An 18,835-nucleotide genomic window follows, 5' to 3' on the forward strand; every position below is an offset into this window, starting at 1 on the left:
AACTAAGAAAAAAGATGCTACTAAATTGAACTACTTCTTTTTATTACGCCGATACCTAATCCCATTTAACTTTTTGGTTAAAGCCTTTTTCTTCTCAGTTAAAAATTGTTGCTTATTTCCTCGACCTCGATATTCTGCTACCATAGCATTAATTTCACCACCAGTAATAATGATAATGCTTGATAAATAAAACCAAACCATTAGCACGATTACTCCACCAAGACTTCCATAGGTTGCAGCATAATTTCCCATTGTGTTCACATAGAATGAAAAACCTAGTGAAGAAATTTGCCATCCTACTGTGGCAAAAAGTGCACCAACTACAGCATCTTTTAAATAGACACGCGTATTTGGTGCTAAACGATATAAGTAAAGAAAGACAATAAAAAAAACTGATGAAGAAATAACCCATCTTAATGTATTCCATATTTCAATAAATTCCTTAGTTACCCCAAATAATGAAAAGACATGTACCCCAAGCATTCTGCCGAAAACAGGAAGTAAAAGGGCGACAAAAATTAATAACAGAACAGATATTAATAACGTTATTGCAATTAGTCTACCAAACAAAAATGAACGATTTTCTTCCACTTTATAGGCTTTATTTAAAGAACGCATAATGGCGTTAATACCATTAGAAGCAGACCAAAGTGTACCAATAATACTAATAGAAAGTAAACTCCCGCTACTGCCATCCACAACCTGCTCCAAGTTAGATTCAATCAGCATCATTGATTCATTTGGAACATAGTCACGGATAAAATTCAGTAATTCTTGATGGTCAAAAGGAAGGTATTTGACCAATGTCACCAAAAATATGAGCAAAGGAAAAATAGATAATAAAAAGAAATAGGATTGTTGTGCGGCTAGACTTGTGACTTCATCCTCGGAAAGACGTTTGATTAAATCCATTACAGCATTTTTTAATCTCGCCAGATTATGAGTGAACTTAGCCATCATGTAGCCCCCTATTATCCTGCTAGCTTACGTTCTATTTCATGTATCAAGACTTCAAATTGAGCTACTGTATTTATCGTCAGTTCTAGTGCTTGAATAGTTGATTGAGTCAGTGTGTCCAACTTAGCCTGACAAGTCATAGCTGTTTCAGCAGGGTGTTTGACCCAGTAGTTAGTTTTTCGCTTTGCATTGACCATATAAGTGTACATCTCTGTTCTCACTTGTGGATTGAACAACGCTACTCCCCCACCTATACATGCACCAATTACCATGGCTTTTTTAAGCAGACCTTGTTTCATTAAGATTCACATCCTTTATTTCGGCTAGATTTTGAGCTGATTTTCCTTTACGATATGATCTAATAATGCTTGGCAACCTTGCTCTACCAGGTGATAGGTTTGGTCAAAATCACCAGTAAAATAAGGATCAGGAACATTTTTAAACGGAGATTGCTCAACAAAGTCCAATAATTTAGCTATTTGAGATCGAGGAGCCTCTTGTGATATTTTAGTCAGCTCAGCTATATTCTGATCATCCATAGCGATAATATAATCAAAGGCTTCAAGATCATTGGCTGTTATTTGCCGAGCTATCAATCCTTGATCTGAAATATTCATTTCTGCAAGTTTATTTCGTGTTCCCTCATGAGGAGGTTTGCCTTGATGCCAAGATCCTATACCTGCAGAATCAATGGAAAAAACCCCCTCCAAACCTTCCTGTTTAACAAGATGTCTAAAATAAGCCTCTGCCATTGGAGAACGACAAATGTTGCCAAGACATAAAAATAAAACCTTTACCATTGTTTATACCCCTCTTCTTACCATTTAAACTCATTATACGTTGTGTTCAAAAGGTTTCCAAATGTGAAGCTTCGATCATCGGTGCTCTGCTATCAACGCTAGAGGTTTTCAGCTAGAGAAATAGGCACGCAGCTTGATGTGTCTACGCGCCCATTTTTCTGACTAAAAATACACTCATGACAAGAGCGAGCAAAACCTTAAACTCGCTACTTCGTTTTTTCGTTGACTTAATCTGGTGATCTTATTAGCGGATCTTTTCATATTCATCCCATTTTCTCACATAAAATGGGTGTTAGCTCTTTCGCTGGTAATGGCCGACTAAAGTAATATCCTTGATAGTAATCGCAATCCTGCTCTTGTAATAAAGCTAAAATATCCTCTTCCTCGACACCTTCTGCTACCACCTCTAAGCCAAACGTGTGACCAAGCTGAATCATGGCTTTAACAATTTCAGCACTACTAGGTTCAATCAAGGCGCTTCGAATAAAGGATTGATCTATTTTGAGATAATGGATCGGAAATTTTTTCAAATACCCAAATGAGGAATAGCCTGTTCCAAAATCATCAATAGATAAGGAAATGCCCATTTCTCGAAGGGTCTTCATCGTATTTATACAGTCTTCAGTATTTTGCATCACACTGTTTTCTGTAATTTCAATCTCTAAAAAGGTTGGATCCATCTTTGTTTCATCTATAATCTGGGCGACTTGATTAGCAAAATCAAACCGTTGTAGCTCTATCGCTGAGACATTTACTGCAACCCGGATCGGAAGGTAACCTTGATTAACCCAATCCATATGTTGGTAACAAGCTTGTCTAATTACCCATTCCCCTATCTGCGTGATCAATCCACTTTCTTCAGCAAGAGGGATAAAAGTAGATGGTGGAATGGGTCCTTTTAATGGATGAGTCCAACGAATCAGTGCCTCTAAACCAATCACCTTTCCGGTGTCAACTGTAATTTTAGGTTGATAGAACAGTTCAAATTCATTGCGTTGAAGAGCTTTACGAATGTCACCTTCTAGCAATAAAATATCATTGTACATTTCATTCATTTTTGGGGCAAAGAAGAGCCTACTATTCCGACCATTTACTTTACAATAATGGACGGCAATACTTGCATGGTTAATGAGCTCCTCCACTGTCATGGCATCCTCTCCATAGTAACTAATGCCAATTGAAGATGTAACAAAAAATTCATGCCCTTGAATAGTTATCGAGCGCTTTATCTCTGATAACATTTGATCACTAATACGCTTAATTTCCTGCCAAGAACCATGAACGATTAAACTAAACTCATCACCACCGTAGCGGTACAGTGTACCTAATCCTTGAATGAGGTGGTCTAATCGTTTGGCAATAATGGTTATGACCTCATCCCCAATTAACTCTCCTAACGTATCATTAATATATTTCAGCCGATCGATATCGCAATACAATACAGCAAAAGGGTAGTGATCACCATGCCTAACAGCCTGTTGTAAATCCTTTCGAAACTTACTGCGATTAGGTAAATTGGTCAACGAATCATAATAGGCAAGCTGATTGACCTTTGCTTCTGCTTTTTCCAATAGGGTAATGTCAATTGATGATCCAATCAATTCAATAACTTCATGGTTTTCATAGATTGGTGATAACGTTGTGTAGAGATAAAAGCCTTGATAACGATGTTTAAACATAACCTCTTCGCCATTAAATGCTTGGAGAAAATATTGGTGATATTCTTGTTTCATCAGTTCATCCAACATCATCTCTATGTTTAGCTTATCATCTAATGTATTGGCGATTTTATCAGCGAGATTCCCTTTAAATAACCTAAAATGGTAATCTCTCGCACCTTGATTGCGTTGCACACGAAAGGTTAAGTTTCGTAATTGACTAAACACTTTTCGATAATCGTCATCTATTGTTTCAATAAGTCTTTTGTCATCATGTTTTAAATCACTGATATCGGTATGACAAACTAGCATACTCACAAATGCAGCATCACCGAGTTTAATCGGAATAATATTTGTTCGAAACCAAAACATTTCCCCTGTTTTAGCTACGATGCAGATATCTCCACTCCAACTCCGATTAGCTTGAACCGTTGACCATAATCTGGTATAAAAATCCTCACCATGTACATCAGCGTGCAGTATACGAAAATGATGATTAATCAGTTCTTTCTTTTGATAGCCAAGCTGGTTACAAAACCGTTCATCAATATAAAGAATAGAGCCCTCTGTATCGATCATAAGCGGTAGAAATGTCTCACTAATCTGCTTGGTCACATGTTCATGATCTACTAAACATTGCTGCAGCTCATTCTTTAGTTCCTCTTTTGTTAAGGTTATACGGTTATTATAGATTTTATCGAGGAAAATATCGACATTCATATATTCCAGGACATGTTCAATTGGATTCATTGTCATAGTTTCACCTTTGTCTCATATGTACATAATAACTTCTATTTTCTTATTATACCTAATATTTCCGTTAAAAAAAAGCATCTCAGTAATGGCGAATTATCGGTGACAGGTTTCTAAGTCACCTAAATAGGGATTAAAGTAGAATGCATTCATTCTAATAAGATTCGCCCTTTCTCATTAAAGTGCTGAGAAAAGGTGACTACTTGCTTTTATAAGGTCGAATGCTTCTCTATTTCTTCTTTAATAACTGTTTGTAGTTTAATGGCTAATTGATTATGTTTGAGAGCTTTATACTGATCTGGATAGATGGGTTTGCCAATTGTTAATCGGACATGTGCTGGTTTAACCTTCCCCCCATTCTCTTCTAACATTTTATAAGTTCCATTAATGGCAACTGGAATAATCGGTACTTGCGCTCGTGTGGCTAAACGTAAGCTACCAGACTTAAACGTGCCCACTTCCAGGCCCTTACTTCTTGTTCCTTCAGGAAAAATAACCATCGATTGCCCGGACTTTAAGCTGTCTACACCATCATCGATGACTTTAAGTGCAGTTCTTCGATTAGAACGATCTATAAAGACACATTTGAGCTGTTCCATCCATTTACGAATGATTGGAATTCTTTTGATCTCTTGCTTGGCGATAAAGCCAACTGGCTTTTCTAAATAACCCAGCAAGACTAAAATATCAAATAACCCTTGATGGTTAGCGACAAATAAAACAGGTTCATCAATCAAATGTTCCTTTCCAGTAACTTCAACGGTAGTGTGTGTCTTTTCAATCACCCGTCTAGAAACCAATGCGGGGGTTTTGAAAATTTGACTTGCCTTTTTTGAATAAGGATAGTCAGGAATAGCCTTGGCTTTGACCAGTTTTGGTAAGCTTCCAAGTACTAAGCATGTTGCATAGGCATAAATTAAAAATGTTTTCATCATTTATCTCCCCTTATTCCAATAAAGTGAAACTTCGTTCAGTGGGGGGTTCGACGCATAGGATCTGCTCGTGCAGACGTTTTGAACTTAGTCAGCTTCTTCTCTCCCCCACTGAGCGTTAGTTGAACCAATCGGGCCGTTACTGGCTATTGGATCTCCCATTTAGTGGAGTCTTACAAAAGCCCTTCGATGGGGCGAGTAATCGCAGCCCCATCCAGTTACACTGCGATAAACCATACTTACTTAGTATAGCGGATTTTACGATGAGTTAAAAGGAAGAATATACATAGAAAAAGAACCCACAGCCTATACTAACAGCAAACGATAGATGTAACGTTTGTTCATGAAATAACGTCTGCAAAAATGCAAATAGAGCTAAGTCAATCTGGATGGTACTTTTTACTTTTGCTCAACACCCGTTTGACATGCTATACTATTCAACATTGTGGATTATACTGTTCACACTTCTCTAAACAACATAGATGAATACTGGAGGAACATATATGTTTAACCATACAGCAATTGGAATCGATCTTGGTACAGCCAATATTTTGGTTTACACCAAACAAAAAGGAATTGTATTTAATGAACCTTCTGTTGTAGCACTTGATACTCGTACAAATGAACTAGTGGCGATTGGACAGGAAGCTAAAGAAATGATTGGTAAAACACCTAAAAATATTGTCTCAATTCGACCATTAAGAGAAGGGGTAATTGCTGACTATGATGTTGCAGCCCAAATGTTAAAGGCTATATTAAAAAAAGTCGCCAAAAAAATCGGACGAACCATTCGGAAGCCTGTTGTCATTGTTTGCACACCATCAGGTAGTACCGATGTTGAAAAACGTGCAATTGAAAATGCCGTCAAAAGCTTTGGTGTTAAAGAAGTGCATTTAATTGAAGAACCAGTTGCAGCTGCCATTGGTGCAGGCTTACCGATTAATGAACCGATTAGTAGTGTAATTGTGGATATTGGTGGTGGAACAAGTGAGGTTGCCATTATTTCTTATGGAGGCATTGTAACCGCTAGATCGATCCGCGTTGCTGGTGACAAAATGGATGAAGAAATTGTTCACTATATTCGCCAAAAATACAATGTCTTAATTGGTTATCAAACAGCGGAACGGATAAAAAAAGAGATTGGTTATGCATTAATTGAACATGATCCGCTTTCTATGCAAGTCAGCGGACGCGACCTTGTCACAGGCTTACCAAAAGAAATTACCGTCACTTCTTTAGAAGTCCAAAAAGCAATTAAAGAGTCTTTGGAAGCCATTGTAAGTACTATCCATGCAACTCTTGAAGACTGCCCACCTGAGTTAAGTGGTGATATTGTCGAACACGGTATCACTCTTGCAGGCGGTGGAGCCCTATTGCGTGGGATGGAAACATGGTTACGCGAAACATTATTTGTGCCCGTCCGAATTGCAGATGATCCACTTAATGCAATCGCCATCGGTACGGCAGAGTCGATCAAACAAATGAGCAAATTTAAGAAACTTGGCTAAAAACCCTATTATCAAATACGCCTAGGTGTATTTATCAAGCAAAGCTCAATACATTTCCAGCCGAAAATCTGTTGTATCCGCTGGAGGCTTTACCTTGATTCAACCGAGGCTTAAACCTAAAAAATTGGAGACGAATAGACAAATTTGATCAAATATAGAATAGGTGACTTCTGCTGAATGAAGGTAAAAAGACAGCAACTAACCATTAGTGGTTGTTGCTGTCTTTCATAAAAACACCGAAACATAAACCATTGTTTCTCATATAAGCACCAATATAATCAATACCTGGAAAAAAATGCATGATAACTTTCATTATAAACTCAACAAGTTGTTGATGAAGTGATCATAGCTTTCACTTTTAATCACTTGATTGAGGTTATCATGTTCTGTTAACAAAACGATTAGTCTATCAAACACATTTCGAACTCTCGCTCCTTAGAACTGGTAACCTCCAAAACAGGATTACGCTCTTCTAATAAAGTATAGGAAAAATTATTTTTTATTCTATCAATTCCAATAATAATATACATTACAACATTTAATAGCGAGTACTGATTATTGAACTACTCCCATTTATCAACCTTGCGGTCTGATTGAAGTGGGAGATTCTTGGGAACAGAGCGTACGTGTTAGCGTATTTCTTTACTAACAGAGGTTTCTCTTCTATACCAAGCTATCCCCGTAGTCCCTACGGTTTGATGGTGTCTATCCTAAGCAGAAGCATGTACGCTCAGACCTTCTGCTAAGATATTTTTACTGGCATTGACATCTCGATCGTGATACGTATAGCAAGTTGGACACGTCCAATCCCTTATGTCAAGAGATTTCTTGCCATCTCGATGCCCACACTCAGAGCATAGCTGACTAGATGGAAACCATTTATCTACTTTGATGACGGTTTTACCGTACCAATCGGCTTTGTACTGTAATTTCTTGACAAAGCTAGACCATGATACGTCAGAGATAGATTTTGCTAGTTTACGGTTACGCAACATTCCTTTTGTGTGCAAGTCTTCAATACAGATCAGATCGTGGTTTTTGATGATATCTGTACTTAACTTGTTAAGGAAGTCGGCACGTTGATTCATGACTTGTTCATGTAATCTCGCAACTTTACATTTTTGTTTTTGATAGTTTTTGGCATCGAGTAGGTCTATCCCGTTGTTTTTCGCATGCAGGGCACGTCTGGAAAGTTTTCGTTGTTCTCGTTTTAATTTCTTTTCCATTTTAGCGGTGAACCGATGATTATCCACCTTTTGACCATCAGAAAGAATCGCAAAGTCCGTGATCCCTAAGTCGATGCCAATAGCTGATTCTGTTTTCTCTAAGGGTTGTATGTCTGTTTTAGCAAGAATAGATATGAAGTATTTCCCACTTGGGTTGCGTCTGATGGTGGCACGTAGAATCCGACCTACCACCTCACGACTTTTGGCAAAGCGAACGAGCCCCAATTTAGGGAGTTTGATTTGGTTACCTACAATCGAGATATTTCCGTTTGTCTGCTTCGTTGTATAGGATTGAATAGGGTTTTTCTTCGATTTAAAACGAGGTTTGCCATTCTGCTTTTTAAAGAATCTGGAGAAGGAATCTGCGAGATGTTTCAGAGAGGATTGGATCGCAATGCTGTCTACTTCTTTTAACCAGCTTAATTCTTGCTTCAGCTGCGGTAGTTGAGCGGAACAAGCACGATAAGTCAGTCCTTTCCCCGTTTCTTTGTACGTATCGTTCCATTTAGCTAAAAAATGATTAAAGACAAAACGAGAACAGCCGATTGTTTTCGCAATCTGTCTTTCCTGTTCTTGCGTTGGATAGAGACGGAATTGATAGGCTTTGTTGACGAGCAAGGCTTTCACTCCCTTCTGTTAAAATGATACATCCATTATACCCTATTTTGCATGGCGGATACATCATTTTAGAGGGGAGACACATTCAAGAAACAAACGAATTTAAGCACTCTTATACAAGCTATCTTCCGGTGATAGCACGTGCACTCGAACAGTCGGACAATCGAGATGGCTGAAGCCATCCCCTGTCCGAAGGCGATTCATCTCCCACCTACTCATCTTCTCATTCCTTGAGGTGGGAGTCTTCTCACCTAGTAAGATAAAGTAGTGATATTTTTTGCAAGTACGTAAAATAATATCTGAAATCAAATGCGCATCGTATTCTGGAAAAGTATTTTGGATTGACTTGAAGGTGATTTCACTTTTCTCTATTTCTTTAAAGTAGAGATCATTAATTGCTTTTCTTCTTTTACTTTCAATACCAACTAATTTAACCTTTCCTTTTGATGAGGCAATATCCAATTCGTATTTTTTCAGATACTTTCTGACTCTAATTAAATCCTTATAGATGGTTGCCTCACTAACCATTAATTCCTCACTCATATCATAGATATCAACATTCATTGATAAATTAGTATTAACAAGCAACAATTTTTTTACAATGTAAAATATCCGCTCCTTTGGAGTCTGGGGAACATTACTGGTTTCTATTAAAATTCTTTGCGCCTCTGCTTTATCTATACAGTACCCTCTGACAGAAGAAGAGATAAGGTGAGGATATATCTCGTTTATATCGCTAATATTACCTTTAATAGTACGCTTTGACACATTTAGTTTTGTAGCTGACTCCTGTGATAAAACGCTTCCATTATCATGAATTAACGTATTTATAATCTCTTTTTGAATATCTGTCATGACAATCCCCTAACCTTTTAATATTAATTCTCAAACATTGTATTAAGATACTAGGCTTTGAGTATATCTTGTAGTGGGAGGCTTACAAAAGCCCTTCGATGGGGCGAGTAATCGCAACCCCAGCCAGTTATACTGCGATAAAAAAAGAACTAAGGAGGAAAAAGCGGCTTGCTTTCTCTCCTTGATTCATAAGTTTAGCTGTTCCTTTTCTTACTTTACTATCTCTACTCTTTTTGAAGATTATGTTCGATCTATGTTTAGATAGTTAACCAAAAGAACTATGTGATCCGTTCCTATTAAAGGTGAACGGTCATAATTTCTGTTTCACCTTTTACCACTGTTTTATTAATATCTTTATCAACTGATGCCACTTGACTTGTAATAACAAGAGGTGTAATAGTTTTCGCTTTTTGTGACACGAAATCTAAATCTACAGTGACCAGCGGGTCACCAGCTTTAACCTTGTCTCCTTGCTTAACATGAGCAGTAAAGCCTTCCCCATCAAGAACAACCGTATCTAAGCCGATATGAATTAAATATTCAACACCTGCGTTAGATTTAATCCCAATCGCATGTAGAGTTGGAAACAGGTTAACAATTTCCCCACTCACAGGGGCAACAAAATGACCATCAGTTGGATTAAACGCAACACCATCACCCATCATCTTTTCAGAAAAAGTTGGATCTGGAACTTCAGTAATTTCCACTACATCACCTGTAACGGGGGAAACTAATACTTCTTTGTCAATCTTTTCTTCTTTTTTAAATAATTTTTTAAACATCACGAGTTACCTCCCAAATTTTCTACTATAATTTACTTATACCCAGTTCTAATTATTATAAAGCAATTTTTTATATATTGGTATCCATTTTATTAATTAATTCTACTAATTTCGACAATTCAGCTTCAGACAAGGTGATGCCTTTTCCCATTTTCTCATGATTTGGAGCCCAATCACGCAGATCATACTTAGGTTGACGGTTATTCCAAGAAATGAGATTGAGCTCCCTGGTCCAACCTGATTTTGCTTCAGACAGAATGCCAATCGTCTTGATAATCTGATAATTCAAGTCTGCCACCTTAACTCCCTCCTTATTCCACTTTCCACTCAGCCAAATGATTTATGACATATGACGGTTTATTCGTAATCGTAGCTAAATCTGCTTTAGTAGTTACACCTGAAAGAACGAGTAAAGAATCAAGTCCGGCATTAATACCTGCCATTATGTCAGTATGATAATTATCACCAACCATTAGTGTTGATTGCTTATCTGTGCCTAATACTTCTAGAGCTTGGTCGACAATTATCGCCTCAGGCTTGCCAATAAATTTAGGTGTCACACCTGTTGTAACGGATAGAACAGAAATTAAAGAACCTGCTCCTGGCAGCAACCCTCGCTCAGTTGGAAGTGCAACGTCGCCATTCGTTGCCACAAACTTTGCCCCCGCTCTAATAGCTAAGGCACCGATAGCTAACTTTTCATATGTAATATTACGTGCTAATCCCATCACAACATAATCAACATCATGATCCGTTACTGTTAAGCCAGCTTGCTCAAGCGCAAGCATTAACCCTTCCTCACCAATCGCATATACCCGCGCATTAGTTTTTTCCTCTGCAATATACGTTGCGGTAGCCATACTTGAAGTAAATACATCTTGTTCAGTTGCAGGTATTCCCATTTCTGATAGCTTCTTGGCAACATCAGACGGGTGTTTAGTTGAATTATTGGTAAGAAAAAGGTAAGGAATTTGCTTTGTTTTTAAGTGATTAACGAATGTTACTGCTTCATCAATTTTCTCTGTTCCATTGTAGACCGTTCCGTCTAGATCGATTAAATAACCCGCATACTGTTTCATAAAGTCCCCTCCATGTATTTATCTTAGATCATTATCCAATGCTAATGCTAATGAATCTTTAAAGTAACAAAATGACCGCTCTCAGTCAAAATATCTTTCTCCAAAAAATTTAAGTGGCTAATTGTAAAACTATTTGTTATTTTCTGAATACATGGTAATATAGTACATACATAATTAAATGCATTATAACTTTTAATCGCACTGAATGTAAAATAGTTTATCAAATAGTGTGAACGTGGTATGTTATCTATGGAAGAAACGATAACAAAACTATTGGTAAAATCAGATATTGAAAAGAGAGGTTTTAAAAGTCAATGACAAGTCAAACACCTAGAGCTATAATTGTTATTTTCGGAGCGACAGGAGACCTAGCTAACCGAAAATTATACCCTTCCCTATACCGTTTATATCGGAATAAGAAATTATCAGATCATTTTGCCGTGGTCGGGGTAGCACGTCGTCCTTTAACCAACGAAGAGTTTCGTCAGAATATTAAAAAGTCAATTGAAAACTTTAAGGATGACCCCATTAACCATGATGAGTTTGCCTCACACTTTCATTATAACCCTTTCGATGCTCAGCATTTATCAGAATATAAAAAGCTTGATCATTTCATCAATGAACTTGATCAAAAACACAATGCTGGCGGTAATCGGTTATTTTATATGGCTATGGCGCCTAATTTTTTCGGACCAATTGCTGCTAATCTAAAGTCACAGGGACTTACAGACAATAGAGGATGGTCTCGATTAGTTATCGAAAAACCATTTGGTCATAATTATGAGTCGGCTCAAAAGCTAAATGAACAAATTGGGCAAACTTTTACTGAAGATCAGATTTATCGAATTGATCATTACTTAGGAAAACAAATGGTACAAAACATTGAAATTGTCCGGTTTGCTAATGCGATGTTTGAGCCTTTATGGAACAATCAATATATTGCAAATGTACAAGTGACCTCAAGCGAAGTTCTTGGTGTGGAAGAACGAGGTCGCTACTACGATCAATCAGGTGCATTAAGAGACATGGTTCAAAATCATATGTTACAGATGGTTTCCCTGCTCGCTATGGAACCACCAGCCAAGCTTCATCCTGATGAAGTTCGCTATGAAAAAGTCAAGGTACTTCGCAGCTTACGTCAAATTGACGAAAAGAGTGTAGACGACTATTTTGTTCGTGGTCAATATGATCGTGGTGAAATTAATGGGGAAGCTGTCAATAGCTATCGTGAAAGTAACGGGGTTGAGCCTGACTCTGATACTGAAACATTTGTAGCCGGAAAATTTATGATCGATAATTTCCGATGGGCTGGAGTTCCGTTTTATGTGAGAACCGGTAAAAGAATGGCAAAGAAATCTACTGAAATTGTCATCCAGTTCAAAGACTTACCCATTAATTTATATAAGGATAAGGGTGACACGATTGATCCAAATTTACTCATTATTCGTGTTCAACCTGATGAGGGTATTACCATGCACCTTAATGCTAAAAAAACCGATTACGAAACGACCAGTACCCAAATTTCAATGCATTATGACAAAAAGGATGAGGCTATCGAAAGTCCAGAGGCTTATGAGGTTCTCATTAACGATTGTTTAAATGGTGATTCAACAAGTTTTGTCCATTCAGATGAGGTAGCTTTATCTTGGAAGTTCATTGATTCAATTACGAATGCCTGGTCAAATAAAAAAGCTGAGTTTCCTAATTATCAATCCGGAACGAATGGTCCCGCTGAAGCTGATCAACTCTTAGCTAAGGATGGCTTCCATTGGTGGGATATCTAAAATAAAAAACGTCAGATTATATTATGGAGCGCCCCCGAAAAGTTAGCATTCATCACTAACTTTCGGGGGCGTCTCAATGATCTGACGTTTTTGCTTTATTTATTACAGCAATAATTAACTGAATGGTTATCGTTTAACCGCTTAAGACATCCACTCTGTATGGAAGATGCCTTCTTTATCGATACGTTGATACGTATGGGCTCCGAAGTAATCACGCTGTGCTTGTAATAGATTGGCTGGTAAAGTCTCGGTCCGATAGCTATCATAGTAAGCAAGTGCACTTGCAAACCCTGGAACTGGGATTCCTCGTTCTATCGCTATCGTTAACACTTTTCGTAGTGAAACCTGATATTTCTCAATGATTTCTTTAAAGTATTGATCAAGCATTAAATTGGCAAGTTTTGGATCACGGTCATAAGCATCTTTAATTTTTTGTAAGAATTGTGCTCTAATAATACAACCTCCACGGAAGATCATCGCAATCTCACCATAATTTAAATCCCAATCATTTTCTTCTGATGCAGCACGCATTTGAGCAAATCCTTGAGCATATGAGGTAATTTTACTCATGTATAAAGCTTGACGAATGGCTTCGATTAACTCATCTTTATCGCCTTGGTATGGCGTATCATGAGCAGACGGACCGTTAAGCATTTTACTTGCTTTAACGCGCTCATCCTTCATAGCTGAAATAAAACGAGCAAAGACAGACTCAGTAACAACAGGAAGTGGTACACCTAAATCCAAAGCACTTTGGCTTGTCCATTTACCTGTCCCTTTTTGTCCTGCTGTATCGAGGATGACATCAATCATTGGCTTCCCTGTTTCGTCGTCCTTTTTCGTGAAAATATCAGCGGTAATTTCAATAAGGTAGCTATCAAGCTCACCTTTATTCCATTCAGCAAATACTTGATGCAATTCATCTGCTGATAAACCAAGGATATGCTTAAGCATAAAATAAGCTTCACAAATTAATTGCATATCGCCATATTCTATCCCGTTATGCACCATTTTGACATAATGGCCAGCACCGTTGGGACCAATGTATGTGACACAAGGATCCCCATTAACTTTAGCTGAGATAGCTTCAAAAATAGGGGCAACGAGATCGTAGGCTTCTTTCTGGCCACCAGGCATAATAGAAGGGCCTTTAAGCGCGCCTTCTTCTCCACCTGATACCCCTGTACCAATAAAGTGAATGCCAGATTGATCTAACTCTTTATTACGTCGAATCGTATCTTGAAAAAATGTATTACCACCATCAATAAGAATATCGCCATCATCCAATAAAGGTTTTAACGTCTCAATGGTTGCATCCGTTGCTGGTCCTGCCTGAACCATTAACATAATTTTGCGTGGTTTCTCTAAGGAGTCAACAAATTCTTCGATTGTTTTTGCACCAAAGAAACGTTTGCCTTTTGCTTCATTTGCAAGAAAGTCTTCTGTTTTTTTATAGGTACGGTTGAAAACTGATACAGAGTAACCTCTACTCTCAACATTTAAAGCAAGGTTCTTCCCCATAACAGCCAAGCCGATGACACCAAATTGTTGTTTTGACATGCTTCATTAGCTCCTTTAACTATGTAGTTCTAATTTTTATCATACGTGGAATAATGCCATTTCGCAACTTTTGCACATAATCTATATAGCATCACTATCCCCCACTAATTACCTTATAACAGAATAGATTAAGATGCAATTGAATTTTTGAAAAATTCTATCATTTCCAATCGTTTATTTTAAAACAAGTTCTTCAATCGCATAAGCAGCCCCATCCTCTAATTGCGTGCGTGTGATCCAATTTGCTTTTTCCTTAACAATCTCCTGCGCATTCCCCATTGCCACACCAATACCTGCTGCTTCAATCATTTTTAAATCATTTTTACTATCCCCAATTGTCATAACCTGATCAAAGGATAAATTTAATTCTGTTAACAATGAAGCAATACCAGCTGCCTTATGGGTGCCTTTAGCATTCAATTCCATATTGGTTAAGCTTGAATTGCTAAGCTCAATCGTATCTAGCTTTGAGAAGTGCTCGAGCATTTCATTCCGTGTGGCATCATCCTCTACGTTAAAGCCAAACTTGATCCACTGATGCTCTTGGTAATTTTCTGGTAAGCTTTCACGATAGACACGTTCATGTGAGACAAGCCAGTAGAAGGTATTATACTGTTCATGTACCTCCAATATTTGATCAACCGTTATTGGGTCGATCGCCTGTCTGTGCAAAAGGTTACCATCCTTTGTCCAAATCTCCCCACCATTAAGGGTTACGAGATATTCGACGCCTAGCTGCTCGGCAATTGGTAAACTAGTCGAACGATGTCTGCCTGTAGCAATAATGACCTCTACCCCTAACTCCTGAGCTTGTTTTACAGCTGCTACTAGACGTTCACTTGCTTTTTGGTCGGCATGATTGACTAAGGTTCCATCCAAGTCCAAAGCAATTAACTTAATATTGTTGTTCACTTTGTTGTCCCCCTTTTTGTCTTTACTTCAACTATAGCATACCCTGTTAATGAGGTGAACTTTGAACTACTCCCACTTATCAACCTTGCGGTCTGATTGAAGTGGGAGATTCTTGGGAACAGAGCGTACGTGTTAGCGTATTTCCTTACTAACAGAGGTTTCTCTTCTATACCAAGCTATCCCTTTAGTCCCTACGGTTTGATCGTGGAAGTTTCTTTATGCTAAAGCTACGATTCGTAAGCCTTCCGTTAGAATATTTTTGCTAGCATTTACATATCGATCGTGATGCGTATAGCAAGTTGGACAAGTCCAATCCCTTATGTCAAGAGATTTCTTGCCATCGTGATGTCCACACTCAGAGCTCCGTACTCGCTGTTGAACCTCCCACTTAGACATGATGTGTTCCCTTACTTCTTGAACAGGGAGTCTTACAAAAGCCCTTCGATGGGGCGAGTAATCGCAGCCCCATCCAGTTACACTGCGATAAAGCAAAATCTGTTTGAAATAAGTTCGGTAATGTAACATTCATTTGTCTCTTAAAATAGATTTTCATGAAAGATCAAGAAACTCGGACCATTCGACACTTTAGCATTAACTAATTTCATAACGGCTAATCAACAAGCCAAGTGAACACGTCTTAACTGAAATAACTTTTTGGATTTACAAATCCCCTCATTCCCGATTAGATAGCTACCGATTAGCATCTCACATTTTCTATGAAATCCCCCTTACTTGTGGCTCTGTTTTTGTTTGCCGGCATCGTTCACATCTACAGCGTTTTTACGTCAATAACCTTAAAGTTTACGACCTACAAATCACGACTCGGGTAAGCTAGGGTTAATGAATACAAGAACAGCGAGGAGGTTGTCGTTTGACAAATCTCTTTCAATCAGCGATAATATAAGATGGACTTCGCCAATTAGGCAAGAGTAAAATTCTGGCATCTGCCAAATGTTTTTTAATATTATTGAAACGGAACACAATAATGGATATTAAAGTGCGTTAGTTCGCACTATAAAGAAAGACTTATTCACACTGGATCGACTTCGGAGTCGTAAGGATATAAGAGAGGTAGGGCTTATATCGTTTAGGTTGTAAAACATTCCAGGTGGATTTATACCGCGGCAATTGATAGTCATTGATTGATTTGCAGTCAATCATTGAGCTAAATTTAATATTTTACACTTGCAAATACAAGAGACACTTTTTACTGAGGTGTCTCTTTTCAATTATCAGCAAAGTCATCATTATTCATCAGCAGGCTTAGGATCGGTATGTTGTTTACAGCACGACTTTTTTCCATCCCTCCCAATCTTCCTTGATCACAATTTTAGCAAGTCTTTGTCTAATCAAGTCTGATGATATTGACGTTAAGCGAAATTACTGGTACGATTTGTTTGTTAACTTAATAGAGCGCTATGAATATTATGGGTTACACTATAATAGGAGCAGCTTCTGGAGAGCTCGTCTAGACGACACCGAAGGATTCACAATCTCAGGTACCCGGACAGAAGACAACACATATTATTTATAAATATGTTGTCACCGGGATTGGAGCATAACTCCAATCTTTTTTCATGTCAGACCACATGATAAACAGCTCAGAAAGCAACTTCTCTATTCAGCGCTATTTAAGCCATCACATATATACAAACATACTGAGGTGAAGAAAATGAATAAACGTGCTGTTGTTACCGTAGTTGGAAAGGATAAGGTTGGTATTATCGCTCGTGTTACTGGTGTACTCGCTAAACACAATATGAATATTCATGATATTAGCCAAACTATCCTACAGGATTATTTTACCATGATGATGATCGTCGATATGGCGGACCAAAACAGAATTGATCAATTGCTTGAGACATTTGAGCTCGTTGAGAAGGAAATGAACCTAACGATTAGTATCCAACTCGAAGACGTCTTTCAAGCGATGCACCGTATTTAAGAGGAGTGATAAACATGGCCATTGCATATAATGAAATTCAAGAAACGATCCGAATGGTTCAAATGGAAAGCTTAGATATTCGGACCGTAACAATGGGGATCAGTTTACGTGACTGTGTAGATAGTGACATTGAAAAGGTTAAAGAAAAGGTTTATCAAAAAATTACCCGCTATGCAGGCGAGCTTAAGCCTGTTGCTGAACAGGTTGAAAAAGAATACGGCATTCCGATCGTTAATAAGCGGATTGCGATTACACCGATTGCCGAAATATTAAGTGATGCAACGAAAGAACAAGCAATCGAGCTTGCTCAGGTGTTGGATGCAGCTGCTGAGAAAACAGGTGTTGATTTTATTGGTGGCTATTCTGCCTTAGTTCATAAAGGGATTACCAAAGGTGATCAAACCTTACTTAATGCTCTTCCACAAGCGCTGGCCACAACAAATCGTGTCTGTGCTTCTATCTCGATCGGAACAACACGGACAGGAATTAATATGGATGCCGTTGCACAGGTTGGGGCGATTATAAAGCAAACAGCTGAATTAACTAAAGAGGATAATAGTATTGGTTGTGCGAAATTAGTCGCTTTCTGCAATCCGGTTGAAGATAATCCGTTTATGGCTGGTGCATTTCACGGCGCTGGAGAAGGCGAGGCTGTATTAAGTGTTGGTGTCAGTGGACCAGGAGTAGTACTTAATGCTTTAAAACGTTATCCTGATGCTGATTTAGGCGAGGTCGCCGAGGTAATTAAAAAAACAGCCTTTAAAATCACACGTGCTGGCGAATTAATTGGCCGGGTTGTAGCCAAACGCTTGAATGTTCCCTTTGGCATCATGGATTTATCTCTTGCTCCAACAAATGCCATGAATGATAGTGTAGCAGAAATCCTTGAAGAGATTGGCTTAGAAAGCGTTGGAACACATGGTACAATCGCAGCGCTAGCTCTAATGAATGATGCGGTCAAAAAGGGTGGTGCAATGGCGAGTTCATATGTCGGAGGTTTAAGCGGAGCCTTTATCCCAGTTAGTGAAGACAATGGGATGATTCGTGGCATTGAGAATGGATCACTTTCACTTGACAAGCTTGAAGCGATGACCTGCGTTTGCTCTGTCGGACTTGACATGATCGCATTATCAGGAGAAGCAAGCGCGGAAACATTAGCTGCGATCATTGCCGATGAAGCAGCAATAGGCATGATTAATAAAAAAACGACAGCTGTTCGCGTTATTCCAGTAATCGGTAAGTCAGAAGGAGACATCGTCGAATTTGGTGGTTTGCTTGGTCGGGCCCCGATCATCGGTGTCAAACCTTTTAGTTCTGCTAAACTGATTAAACGAGGTGGACGTATTCCAGCTCCTTTGCAGGCATTAATTAATTAACCAACTTTTGCACACAAAAAAAGCACGAAGTTTGAGTGGAAGTGATAGATCGCTCCATTAGCTTACGTGCTTTTTATTTTGGCATAAAAT

The 18,835-nt window shown here is 38.4% G+C and carries 17 protein-coding genes and 1 riboswitch; of the genes, 4 read left to right on the top strand and 13 right to left on the bottom strand.

Features of this window, described 5'->3' with window-relative positions:
• Window positions 1-30 precede the first annotated feature (30 nt).
• The 5 genes from ASE01S_RS08240 to ASE01S_RS08260 all read right to left on the bottom strand — a co-directional run bounded on the left by ASE01S_RS08240 (window position 31) and on the right by ASE01S_RS08260 (window position 5,100).
• A complete protein-coding gene (locus tag ASE01S_RS08240; protein WP_083512061.1) occupies window positions 31-957 on the bottom strand; it encodes a YihY/virulence factor BrkB family protein in 927 nt (308 codons plus the stop codon).
• A 14-nt stretch (window positions 958-971) separates the two neighbouring features.
• A complete protein-coding gene (locus ASE01S_RS08245) occupies window positions 972-1,256 on the bottom strand; it encodes a hypothetical protein (RefSeq protein WP_067840884.1) in 285 nt (94 codons plus the stop codon).
• Between the two features lie 24 nt (window positions 1,257-1,280).
• The gene (locus tag ASE01S_RS08250; protein ID WP_067840887.1) at window positions 1,281-1,757 is read right to left on the bottom strand and encodes a low molecular weight protein-tyrosine-phosphatase; all 477 of its coding nucleotides are present in this window, start codon (window positions 1,755-1,757) and stop codon (window positions 1,281-1,283) included.
• Window positions 1,758-2,020: 263 nt separating this feature from the next.
• Entirely contained in the window at window positions 2,021-4,165 is a 2,145-nt protein-coding gene (locus ASE01S_RS08255; protein WP_245630344.1) for a sensor domain-containing protein, read from the bottom strand.
• 212 nt (window positions 4,166-4,377) lie between these two features.
• Entirely contained in the window at window positions 4,378-5,100 is a 723-nt protein-coding gene (locus tag ASE01S_RS08260) for a lysophospholipid acyltransferase family protein (RefSeq protein ID WP_067840891.1), read from the bottom strand.
• Between the two features lie 503 nt (window positions 5,101-5,603).
• On the opposite strand from ASE01S_RS08260, the gene mreBH reads away from it, so the two are divergent.
• A complete protein-coding gene (gene mreBH, locus ASE01S_RS08265; RefSeq protein WP_067840894.1) occupies window positions 5,604-6,608 on the top strand; it encodes a rod-share determining protein MreBH in 1,005 nt (334 codons plus the stop codon).
• A 710-nt stretch (window positions 6,609-7,318) separates the two neighbouring features.
• Here mreBH and tnpB read toward each other — a convergent pair.
• The 5 genes from tnpB to ASE01S_RS08290 form a co-directional block, all read right to left on the bottom strand.
• Complete coding sequence (gene tnpB, locus ASE01S_RS08270) at window positions 7,319-8,452, bottom strand: IS200/IS605 family element RNA-guided endonuclease TnpB (protein WP_067840896.1); 1,134 nt, start codon at window positions 8,450-8,452, stop codon at window positions 7,319-7,321.
• A 102-nt stretch (window positions 8,453-8,554) separates the two neighbouring features.
• On the bottom strand, window positions 8,555-9,307 hold the full coding sequence (locus tag ASE01S_RS08275) for a helix-turn-helix domain-containing protein (RefSeq protein WP_067840899.1): 753 nt from the start codon (window positions 9,305-9,307) through the stop codon (window positions 8,555-8,557).
• A gap of 296 nt (window positions 9,308-9,603) precedes the next feature.
• On the bottom strand, window positions 9,604-10,089 hold the full coding sequence (locus ASE01S_RS08280; RefSeq protein WP_067840901.1) for a PTS sugar transporter subunit IIA: 486 nt from the start codon (window positions 10,087-10,089) through the stop codon (window positions 9,604-9,606).
• 70 nt (window positions 10,090-10,159) lie between these two features.
• A complete protein-coding gene (locus ASE01S_RS08285) occupies window positions 10,160-10,387 on the bottom strand; it encodes a YdbC family protein (protein ID WP_067840904.1) in 228 nt (75 codons plus the stop codon).
• A 13-nt stretch (window positions 10,388-10,400) separates the two neighbouring features.
• Window positions 10,401-11,168, bottom strand: coding sequence for a TIGR01457 family HAD-type hydrolase (locus tag ASE01S_RS08290; protein ID WP_067840906.1), 768 nt, complete (start codon window positions 11,166-11,168; stop codon window positions 10,401-10,403).
• A gap of 314 nt (window positions 11,169-11,482) precedes the next feature.
• Here ASE01S_RS08290 and zwf point away from each other — a divergent pair, with 314 nt between their 5' ends.
• A complete protein-coding gene (zwf, locus tag ASE01S_RS08295) occupies window positions 11,483-12,952 on the top strand; it encodes a glucose-6-phosphate dehydrogenase (RefSeq protein ID WP_067840908.1) in 1,470 nt (489 codons plus the stop codon).
• 141 nt (window positions 12,953-13,093) lie between these two features.
• Here zwf and gnd read toward each other — a convergent pair whose 3' ends face one another.
• The 3 genes from gnd to ASE01S_RS16485 all read right to left on the bottom strand — a co-directional run bounded on the left by gnd (window position 13,094) and on the right by ASE01S_RS16485 (window position 15,949).
• Window positions 13,094-14,512, bottom strand: coding sequence for an NADP-dependent phosphogluconate dehydrogenase (gnd, locus tag ASE01S_RS08300; protein WP_067840911.1), 1,419 nt, complete (start codon window positions 14,510-14,512; stop codon window positions 13,094-13,096).
• Between the two features lie 174 nt (window positions 14,513-14,686).
• Window positions 14,687-15,424 (bottom strand): HAD family hydrolase, encoded by a 738-nt coding sequence (locus tag ASE01S_RS08305; protein WP_067840914.1) that lies wholly within the window; start codon window positions 15,422-15,424, stop codon window positions 14,687-14,689.
• A gap of 216 nt (window positions 15,425-15,640) precedes the next feature.
• Entirely contained in the window at window positions 15,641-15,949 is a 309-nt protein-coding gene (locus ASE01S_RS16485) for a zinc ribbon domain-containing protein (protein ID WP_373277942.1), read from the bottom strand.
• 920 nt (window positions 15,950-16,869) lie between these two features.
• Window positions 16,870-16,945, top strand: a riboswitch (glycine riboswitch).
• Window positions 16,946-17,096: 151 nt separating this feature from the next.
• Here ASE01S_RS16485 and ASE01S_RS08310 point away from each other — a divergent pair.
• The gene (locus ASE01S_RS08310; protein WP_067840917.1) at window positions 17,097-17,369 is read left to right on the top strand and encodes an ACT domain-containing protein; all 273 of its coding nucleotides are present in this window, start codon (window positions 17,097-17,099) and stop codon (window positions 17,367-17,369) included.
• A gap of 14 nt (window positions 17,370-17,383) precedes the next feature.
• Window positions 17,384-18,745, top strand: coding sequence for a PFL family protein (locus ASE01S_RS08315; protein ID WP_067840919.1), 1,362 nt, complete (start codon window positions 17,384-17,386; stop codon window positions 18,743-18,745).
• Window positions 18,746-18,835 lie beyond the last annotated feature (90 nt).

This window comes from Amphibacillus sediminis NBRC 103570, assembly GCF_001552275.1.
GTDB classification, from domain to species: domain Bacteria; phylum Bacillota; class Bacilli; order Bacillales; family Amphibacillaceae; genus Amphibacillus_B; species Amphibacillus_B sediminis.

Excerpts from the sequence above, each read along its gene's own strand:
- ASE01S_RS16485 (WP_373277942.1), bottom strand. The coding sequence starts at position 15,949 with ATGTTACATTACCGAACTTATTTCAAACAGATTTTGCTTTATCGCAGT.
- ASE01S_RS08315 (WP_067840919.1), top strand. The coding sequence starts at position 17,384 with ATGGCCATTGCATATAATGAAATTCAAGAAACGATCCGAATGGTTCAA.
- ASE01S_RS08280 (WP_067840901.1), bottom strand. The coding sequence starts at position 10,089 with ATGTTTAAAAAATTATTTAAAAAAGAAGAAAAGATTGACAAAGAAGTA.
- ASE01S_RS08245 (WP_067840884.1), bottom strand. The coding sequence starts at position 1,256 with ATGAAACAAGGTCTGCTTAAAAAAGCCATGGTAATTGGTGCATGTATA.
- ASE01S_RS08255 (WP_245630344.1), bottom strand. The coding sequence starts at position 4,165 with ATGAATCCAATTGAACATGTCCTGGAATATATGAATGTCGATATTTTC.
- ASE01S_RS08260 (WP_067840891.1), bottom strand. The coding sequence starts at position 5,100 with ATGAAAACATTTTTAATTTATGCCTATGCAACATGCTTAGTACTTGGA.
- mreBH (WP_067840894.1), top strand. The coding sequence starts at position 5,604 with ATGTTTAACCATACAGCAATTGGAATCGATCTTGGTACAGCCAATATT.
- ASE01S_RS08250 (WP_067840887.1), bottom strand. The coding sequence starts at position 1,757 with ATGGTAAAGGTTTTATTTTTATGTCTTGGCAACATTTGTCGTTCTCCA.
- zwf (WP_067840908.1), top strand. The coding sequence starts at position 11,483 with ATGACAAGTCAAACACCTAGAGCTATAATTGTTATTTTCGGAGCGACA.
- gnd (WP_067840911.1), bottom strand. The coding sequence starts at position 14,512 with ATGTCAAAACAACAATTTGGTGTCATCGGCTTGGCTGTTATGGGGAAG.
- ASE01S_RS08240 (WP_083512061.1), bottom strand. The coding sequence starts at position 957 with ATGGCTAAGTTCACTCATAATCTGGCGAGATTAAAAAATGCTGTAATG.
- ASE01S_RS08290 (WP_067840906.1), bottom strand. The coding sequence starts at position 11,168 with ATGAAACAGTATGCGGGTTATTTAATCGATCTAGACGGAACGGTCTAC.
- ASE01S_RS08275 (WP_067840899.1), bottom strand. The coding sequence starts at position 9,307 with ATGACAGATATTCAAAAAGAGATTATAAATACGTTAATTCATGATAAT.
- ASE01S_RS08310 (WP_067840917.1), top strand. The coding sequence starts at position 17,097 with ATGAATAAACGTGCTGTTGTTACCGTAGTTGGAAAGGATAAGGTTGGT.